9 protein-coding genes are annotated in these 6,979 nt (G+C 61.8%); 1 reads left to right on the forward strand and 8 read right to left on the reverse strand.

Annotated features, from left to right (window positions below):
* Positions 1 to 5: 5 nt before the first annotated feature.
* The gene (locus HUV48_RS11030; RefSeq protein ID WP_176267807.1) at positions 6 to 827 is read right to left on the reverse strand and encodes a glycosyltransferase family protein; all 822 of its coding nucleotides are present in this window, start codon (positions 825 to 827) and stop codon (positions 6 to 8) included.
* An 81-nt stretch (positions 828 to 908) separates the two neighbouring features.
* Here HUV48_RS11030 and HUV48_RS11035 point away from each other — a divergent pair, with 81 nt between their 5' ends.
* Positions 909 to 1,652 (forward strand): Nmad3 family putative nucleotide modification protein, encoded by a 744-nt coding sequence (locus HUV48_RS11035; RefSeq protein ID WP_176267865.1) that lies wholly within the window; start codon positions 909 to 911, stop codon positions 1,650 to 1,652.
* On the opposite strand, the gene mmsB is transcribed toward HUV48_RS11035, so the two are convergent.
* The 7 genes from mmsB to HUV48_RS11070 are packed head-to-tail and all read right to left on the reverse strand — an operon-like array spanning position 1,636 to position 6,871.
* Positions 1,636 to 2,571 carry a 3-hydroxyisobutyrate dehydrogenase gene (gene mmsB / locus HUV48_RS11040; protein WP_176267808.1) on the reverse strand — a complete coding sequence of 312 codons (936 nt, stop codon included), beginning with the start codon at positions 2,569 to 2,571 and terminating at the stop codon, positions 1,636 to 1,638. The genes HUV48_RS11035 and mmsB overlap by 17 nt on opposite strands.
* Entirely contained in the window at positions 2,549 to 3,331 is a 783-nt protein-coding gene (locus HUV48_RS11045; RefSeq protein ID WP_176267809.1) for an enoyl-CoA hydratase-related protein, read from the reverse strand. The genes mmsB and HUV48_RS11045 overlap by 23 nt, the downstream gene beginning before the upstream one ends.
* Complete coding sequence (locus tag HUV48_RS11050) at positions 3,328 to 4,374, reverse strand: enoyl-CoA hydratase/isomerase family protein (RefSeq protein WP_176267810.1); 1,047 nt, start codon at positions 4,372 to 4,374, stop codon at positions 3,328 to 3,330. The genes HUV48_RS11045 and HUV48_RS11050 overlap by 4 nt, the downstream gene beginning before the upstream one ends.
* On the reverse strand, positions 4,371 to 5,516 hold the full coding sequence (locus HUV48_RS11055; protein WP_176267811.1) for an acyl-CoA dehydrogenase family protein: 1,146 nt from the start codon (positions 5,514 to 5,516) through the stop codon (positions 4,371 to 4,373). The genes HUV48_RS11050 and HUV48_RS11055 overlap by 4 nt, the downstream gene beginning before the upstream one ends.
* Before the next feature lie 44 nt (positions 5,517 to 5,560).
* Positions 5,561 to 5,860: an I78 family peptidase inhibitor gene (locus tag HUV48_RS11060; RefSeq protein ID WP_176267812.1), complete on the reverse strand. Its 300-nt coding sequence runs from the start codon at positions 5,858 to 5,860 to the stop codon at positions 5,561 to 5,563.
* A 10-nt stretch (positions 5,861 to 5,870) separates the two neighbouring features.
* On the reverse strand, positions 5,871 to 6,338 hold the full coding sequence (locus HUV48_RS11065; protein ID WP_176267813.1) for a hypothetical protein: 468 nt from the start codon (positions 6,336 to 6,338) through the stop codon (positions 5,871 to 5,873).
* Positions 6,335 to 6,871 (reverse strand): hypothetical protein, encoded by a 537-nt coding sequence (locus HUV48_RS11070; RefSeq protein ID WP_176267814.1) that lies wholly within the window; start codon positions 6,869 to 6,871, stop codon positions 6,335 to 6,337. The genes HUV48_RS11065 and HUV48_RS11070 overlap by 4 nt, the downstream gene beginning before the upstream one ends.
* Positions 6,872 to 6,979: the final 108 nt, after the last annotated feature.

Here is a 6,979-nt window from a genome sequence, read left to right on the forward strand (position 1 = left end):
CGGGCTTAGCTGTCCGTCGCTGACGGTGCCGCTTCGCCCAGTCCGTCACGCCGAGCGAGCAGGCGGCCGGCGACATCGTAGGTGCGCTGGTTATCGACGTCGACTGCGAACTGCCCATCGGACATTACGATCGGTACCATCTTGTAACCGAACCGCTTGGATATTTGGGCGAATATATCCTCTTTCGTTCCCCAACCGAAATAGAAGCGAATGAGGTTCGTCACGCCGAACGCCTTGGCGATCCGCTTCGGAAATTTCACGAACTGACCTCCGCCGCGGAACACTTCCGCCGCGCTAAGAGCGCCTTGGCTGCCGATCCAGTACATATTGCAGTTCGAGTAGCTGCCGTCGCGAAACTCATAGAAACGTTTTTGCCCTTCAGGATCGGCCTTCTGCACATCTTCTTTCCGCGCCAGCGCAGCGGCCGCTCCCGCCTCTTCGGCTAAAGCCTTCTCGATGAATTCTTCGTAGCCCGCGCTCGTTACAAGAACATTGTCGGCGGTCGTGAGCAATATGGGGAAGAGAGCCCCGTTCGCGCCGGACTTCGCGCTATCAACGAGGTTGAACTGCGCTTCGCGGAAGGAAAGGCGCCCTCCTCTTCGTAGCTTCGCAACGAGCGGGATCGCCGCAATTTCGTCCGGCTCGTGCGCCACGACACGAATTTCCGCAATTCGGGGAGAGAGTGAAAGGGCGTGAACCACATGCTCGATCAGCGGCTTCCCATATATCGGCACGACGCATTTCTGCGCCACATCGGCATTGGCGGCCAGTGGATCGAGAGCGCCGGAACGCTTTCCAGCCAAGACGAGAGCGGTAACCTGTTGCATCGCGCCAGCCTCCTAGTTCCGGCGCGAGAGGACTTGTCACGCGGACGCTCCATGCGCAAGTGGCGCGCAAATGGTACGCTCATGAAGATCATCTTTTCGCGCAAGGGCTTCGACAGCGCGGCCGGCGGCGGGCCGTCGCCGATCGTGGACGGTCGCCCGGTCAGCCTGCCCATACCGGATACGAAGGGTCTCGCGCCGACAACCTACGGAGGGCGCGGCCTCGGCGAGTTGGTGACGGCGGCGAGCCGCGGGCGACTGTCACACGCCGATCTATGCCACGACGATCCGATGTTTCTGCATGGTGGTCGCTGCATCTTCGGGCAGTGCGGCGGCGCGCAGACGCATCTCGACCGGCAGGGCGTCGGCATAGGGGACATCTTCCTGTTCTTCGGCTGGTTCGCCGGCGAAGGGCACGGCGATCATCACCGCATCTTCGGCTATCTGAAGGTCGAGGAAATCGTCCGGCTCGACAGTGCCAATGATGCGGCCCGACAGCGCTTCGCGGCTCTTGGCCATCCGCATGCCTTCGGGTTCCATCACGCGAACCGCAGCGATACGCTCTATGTCGGCGAGGGGCGGACGGCTACCCGCGCGAGCGACGCGCTAAGACTGACCCGCGAAGGTCATACGCGGACGCATTGGCGCGTTCCCGAATGGCTCGGCGAAGTGGGGCTATCCTACCACCGGGAAGCAAACCGCTGGCCCGCGCCCGATCATTTGGTGTCGGTCGCGCAAGGGCAAGAGTTCGTCGCCGATATCTCGGGCCGCGACGACGCCCGTGCATGGCTGGACGGAATCCTTGCGGAAATCAGCGATAGGTCTTGATGATCGCCGAGAAATCGAGCCCGCCATTACCTGCGCCGTTGAAGTCCTCGTAAAGCGAGGCGGCCCGTGCACCGAGCGGCGTCGCGGCATCGGCCTCTTCCGCTGCGGCCATCGCGAGCCGCAAATCCTTCAGCATCAGCGCGGTAGCGAAGCCGCCCTGATAGTCGCGGTCGGCCGGACTTTCCTTGCCGACGCCGGGCATCGGCGTGTAATCGTTCAGCGACCAACAGTAGCCGGAAGATTGCGAGGATATCTCGTAGAACTTCTGCGGATCGAGGCCGAGCTTCTCTGCCATCTTCATCGCTTCGGCAGTGCCGATCATGCTGATGGCGAGCAGCATGTTGTTGCAGATCTTCGCGGTCTGGCCCGCACCGGCGTCGCCAGCGTGGATTACGGCCTTCCCCATGTCCCTAAGCACCGGCTCGGCATCATTGAAGGCCTTCTCGGTGCCGCCAACCATGAAGGTGAGCGTGCCGCCTTCGGCTGCCGCAATTCCGCCGGAAACCGGCGCGTCGACCATCGCGTAGCCTTGCTCGGCCGCTTTCTCGGACACGGCTTTGGCGGTTGCGACGTCGATGGTGGAGCAGTCGATCAGGATTGCTTCTTGCGGTGCCTGGCCGATGATGTCGCTTTCGTAGACATCGCGCACGATCGCGCCGTTCGGCAGCATCGAGACGACCGCTTCGACGCCTTCCGCCGCTTCGCGGGCCGAGCCAAACGTCTGACAGCCGGCGGACTTCGCCTTGCCGAGCGCATCGTCGGACAGGTCGAAAGCCCGCACGTCATGCCCTACCTTCGCGAGGTTCGCGGCCATCCCGCCGCCCATGTTGCCGAGGCCGATGAAGGCGATTTTCATGTTCTCTCTCCGAACTTGTTTGTGCTGCAGGGGGGGGCGCTCAGCGACCCTTCCAATTGCCATCGCGCTTTTCGATGAAAGCCTTCATGCCTTCCTTCTTGTCCTCGGTCGCGGTGAGGATCTGGAACAGACGGCGTTCGTGCAGGAGGCCTTGATCCAGCCCCATCTCGAACGCAGCGTTGACCATTTCCTTATTCACCTTCGCAGCCATCGGCGGCATTCCGGCGATCGTCGCGGCAGTCTTGAGAGCCTCGTCCAGCAATTCGTCATGCGGAATGACGCGGGCGACGAGGCCGCTGCGCTCCGCTTCCTCCGCATCCATCATGCGGCCTGTAAGGCACATTTCCATGGCCTTCGCCTTTCCGACGGCCAGTGTTAGCCGCTGCGATCCGCCCATGCCCGGTGCGACGCCGAGCTTGATTTCCGGCTGCCCGAACTTCGCGTTTTCACTCGCGAGAATGAAGTCGGCCATCATGGCAAGCTCGCAGCCGCCGCCGAGCGCGAAGCCGTTGACGGCCGCGATCCAGGGTTTGCGGGTGTCCTTGACGAGCCGGCTGGTCCAGCGACTAAAAAAGTCTTCGTTATAGAATTCGGCGGCCGGCTTGTCGGCCATTTCCTTGATATCTGCCCCAGCGGCGAAGGCTTTGTCGCCGCTTCCGGTCAGGACCGCGCAGCCCTGACTGTCGTCGGCCTCGAAAGCTGCGAACGCTTCGATCAATTCCTCGCATACCTGCGAGTTGAGAGCGTTCAGCGATTTCGGGCGGTTCAGCGTGACCAGAGTGACTGCGCCGCGCTGTTCGGCGGTGATGGTTTCGTAGCTCATAGCGGTTTCCATTCTTCGTCGGCGGGCAGGAGGGCGAAGATCTGGTCGAGCAGATCGCCGCTCACGCCTTCTGCCGTCGCTGGGTTCCATTGTGGGTCGTTCGTCTTGTCGACGATCACCGCGCGCACGCCCTCGGCAAAATCGGGGCGGGTCAAGACACGCGAGGCAATGCGGTATTCCATCGCCATGTTGTCGGCGAAATCGTCGAGCTTCTCGCTTTCCGTCATCTGCCGCAGCGCGACCTTACAGGTCTGCGGGCTTTTCGTCCGCAGTGTGGCAAGTTCCTTTGCCGCCCAATCACTGTCATCGGCTTCGAGGCTGGCAAGAATGTCTTCGTAGCTGTCGGACGCGAAATGCCTGTTGATACGCTCGCAATTCGCTTCGACCCGCGGTTCCGGCGGCGTCACCGAAAGTTCGGACAGAATGCCGCCGATCCGGGAGGGATGTTCGATGATCCGTGCTTTCGCTTCGGCCAGCTTTTCGGACGGCAGGTAATGCGTCGCAATGCCCGCGAAGTGGCATTCCGCCCCGTCGAGCCGCGCGCCGGTTAGCGCAAGGAACTGTCCGAGCCGCCCACCGAGGCGCGACAAGTGCCAGCCTCCGCCGACGTCGGGAAACAGGCCGATGCCCGTTTCCGGCATGGCGAAGCGGGTATTTTCAGTCACGACGCGGTATTTGCACGGCAGCGCAATGCCGACGCCGCCGCCCATCGTGATCCCATCCATGAACGCGACGACCGGCTTGTCGTAGCTGAACAGCTGGTGGTTAAGCTGATACTCGCGGTAGAAGAATTCGCGGCCCGATTTTCCGCCGTCGTTCAGTGCGGAATGGCGCAGCAGGTTGATGTCGCCGCCGGCGCAGAAGCCGCGCCCCTCGGCGTGATCGAGCACGACGGCTTCGACCGCATCGTCACCAGCCCAGCCCTGCAAAGCGTCGCTCATGGCAAGGCACATATCGAGCGTCAGCGCATGGATCGCTTTCGGGCGGTTCAGGCTGATGTGACCCACGTTGCCGTGGGCATGCGTCAGAAGTTCGTCTGTCATTGTCTGAGTAAATCCCGTCCCACGATCATGCGCATGACCTGGTTCGTACCTTCGAGAATGGAATGGACCCTGAGATCGCGCCAGAAGCGCTCGATCGGATAGTCCTTCAGATAGCCGTAGCCGCCGAACAGCTGCAGCGCGTCGTTCACGACCTTGCTGCCGTTATCGGTGGCAAGCCGCTTCGCCATAGCGGAAAAACGCGACTTGTCTGGGGCATTGTCGGTGACCTTGGCCGCCGCAAGGTAGAGCAGCGCGCGGGCTGCTTCGAGGTCGGTCGCCATGTCGGCGAGCATGAACTGGGTGTTCTGGAAGTCAGCGATGGGTGCGTCGAACTGCTTGCGGTCCTTGGTATAGGCGACCGCCTCGTCCAGACAGCGCTGCGCCCCGCCGAGGGAGCAAGCACCGATATTGAGCCTGCCGCCATCGAGACCCATCATGGCAAAGCGGAAGCCTTCGCCCTCGGCGCCCACGCGGTTCCCGACCGGCACTTTCGCATCCTCGAAGATTACCTGTGCGGTAGGCGATGCATTCCAGCCGAGCTTCTTCTCAGTCGCGCCGAAGCTCACCCCGGGCGTATCCTTGTCGATGACGAGGCAGGTAATGCCCTTGGTCTTGTGGTCGCTCGTCCTGACCATCGTGACGTAAACGTCGTTCACGCCTCCACCCGAAATGAACTGCTTCGTGCCGTTCAGGACGTAGGTGTCGCCGTGGAGCTTCGCCGATGCCTTGAGGCCCGCCGCATCCGATCCACTGCCCGGTTCGGTCAGCGCATAGCTGGCGATCTTGTCCATGGTTACGAGATCGGGAAGATACTTTGCTTTCACCTCGTCACCGCCGAAGCGGTCGATCATCCAGCTTGCCATATTGTGGATCGAGATGAACGCGCTGGTGGTCGGGCAGCCATATGCCATGGCTTCCATGATGAGCGCCGCTTCGAGCCGGCCCAGGCCGATCCCGCCACTTTCCTCGGAAACGTAGATCGCACCGAAGCCGAGCTCCGCGCTCTGCTTGATTACGTCTTTCGGAAAATGGCTCTGCTGGTCCCATTCGCCGGCGTGCGGCGTGATGTTGTCGGCGGTGAAGCGACGAGCCATGTCCTGGATCGCGCGCTGGTCTTCGGTGAGCTGAAACTGTCCTGTCATGGGCGGGTCACTAGCGCTGCTGGCCGATCGGGGGAAGGGGGGGCTCAGCCGCATTTAATCTGGGTGATCATCATCGCGTCGTCGTACATCACGGTCACGCGGTCTGGGCGGTAGTCCATGGTGAACATCGCACCGGGCGGGCCCCAGCGCAGCGTATCGGCGCCGGTGAGAGAAAGCACCCGGCCGCCCGTTTCGGAAGTCGCTCTTTCGCCGACCAATGACTGCGCCGCGGCAGCTTCGCATTTTCCGTCGCCATCGGGCACTGCCACCGGCGTTTGCGGCTCTTCGTTTGCGGCAGTGCAACCTGCGAGAAGAAAGGGAAGGGTGGCTAGCAAGCTTTTCATGGATACCTCTTTACGCCTCGCAGCGCCTGCGAACATTGGTCGGTTCTTCGCGCGGGTTTTGCGCATCCTCGATAGTCAGGCGCTCGCCGTCTTCGGATAACGACAGGCGCGTCTGCTGTTCCCAGGTTTCTCCTTCGCCCGACATCGCAAGGCCCAGGACGATCGAACCATCTTCACCTTGACTAAGGGAGCGGATTTCGCCGACGGACTCGTAGAATTCAATCTCGCGCTGCCCTATGTCGAGACGCAGTTCGGAAGACGCCATGCAATCGCCTTCGCCATAATCCCATACGCCGCGAAACCGCTCGGGAATTTCGGTAAGGTCGCGGGCGCGTGTCGGGCCGGTCTTGGTCTCGTCGGCGAGCGATCTGTCCATTCCGGTCGAAGCTGTGACGTCGCTATCGACAGGCGCTCGCTCTTCCTGCGTGCAGGAAGCGAACAGCAGCACCGCTGCGGGAATTAGGGCAATGCGCATCATCTGATCTCCGGACATCGGATGTATTTTTTGATTGTCGGCTGGCCGTTGCCGTCTTCTTCACGAACAGTCATCGTGCCATCACTTTGCAGCGTCAAATTCCTTCGCGTGCTCGTTGGCGTATCCGCGTAGGTGGTATCGAAGGCCGCGTCGATCATGGTGTCAGTGCGGCCGTGCACATCCGTGATCCGTCCGCCGGTCTCGAAATAGGAATAGCCGCCTTCGTCTACCGTGACGAGACGGTCCCAATCGATCGTGCCGCGCAAGCGCGGGTCGCAGTCCTCTGCCTCCGGTACTCTGCCAAGGTCGTCCTTATGCCAGTCGCCCCGAAGCCGTACAGGCATGGTCTTGGCAAATGAAGCCGATGCAGTGGACGCGGCGATTGGCGGAGCACCATCGCCGATCCCGCCGTCCGGTTCGACAGGCATCCTCGTTTCCGCACGTTCCGGTTCGCCGATCGCCTCGCTCTCGCTCGTACAAGAGGCAAGAACGAGGCCGGATGCGGCGGCAACTAGCAGGTTTGTCCTAAGGCTCATCGGCTCTCAACGCGCAACGGTAAGGTGCTATCCCATCGTCGGAATGATGAAGGCATCCTTGTTGTCCGCATCCGCAGTACCGTCCGGCCAGCGCTGCGTGACTTTCTT

The organism is Qipengyuania atrilutea, assembly GCF_013370205.1.
GTDB lineage: Bacteria > Pseudomonadota > Alphaproteobacteria > Sphingomonadales > Sphingomonadaceae > Actirhodobacter > Actirhodobacter atriluteus.

Excerpts from the sequence above, each read along its gene's own strand:
- HUV48_RS11030 (WP_176267807.1), bottom strand. The coding sequence starts at position 827 with ATGCAACAGGTTACCGCTCTCGTCTTGGCTGGAAAGCGTTCCGGCGCT.
- HUV48_RS11035 (WP_176267865.1), top strand. The coding sequence starts at position 909 with ATGAAGATCATCTTTTCGCGCAAGGGCTTCGACAGCGCGGCCGGCGGC.
- mmsB (WP_176267808.1), bottom strand. The coding sequence starts at position 2,571 with ATGGCAATTGGAAGGGTCGCTGAGCGCCCCCCCCTGCAGCACAAACAA.
- HUV48_RS11045 (WP_176267809.1), bottom strand. The coding sequence starts at position 3,331 with ATGAGCTACGAAACCATCACCGCCGAACAGCGCGGCGCAGTCACTCTG.
- HUV48_RS11050 (WP_176267810.1), bottom strand. The coding sequence starts at position 4,374 with ATGACAGACGAACTTCTGACGCATGCCCACGGCAACGTGGGTCACATC.
- HUV48_RS11055 (WP_176267811.1), bottom strand. The coding sequence starts at position 5,516 with ATGACAGGACAGTTTCAGCTCACCGAAGACCAGCGCGCGATCCAGGAC.
- HUV48_RS11060 (WP_176267812.1), bottom strand. The coding sequence starts at position 5,860 with ATGAAAAGCTTGCTAGCCACCCTTCCCTTTCTTCTCGCAGGTTGCACT.
- HUV48_RS11065 (WP_176267813.1), bottom strand. The coding sequence starts at position 6,338 with ATGATGCGCATTGCCCTAATTCCCGCAGCGGTGCTGCTGTTCGCTTCC.
- HUV48_RS11070 (WP_176267814.1), bottom strand. The coding sequence starts at position 6,871 with ATGAGCCTTAGGACAAACCTGCTAGTTGCCGCCGCATCCGGCCTCGTT.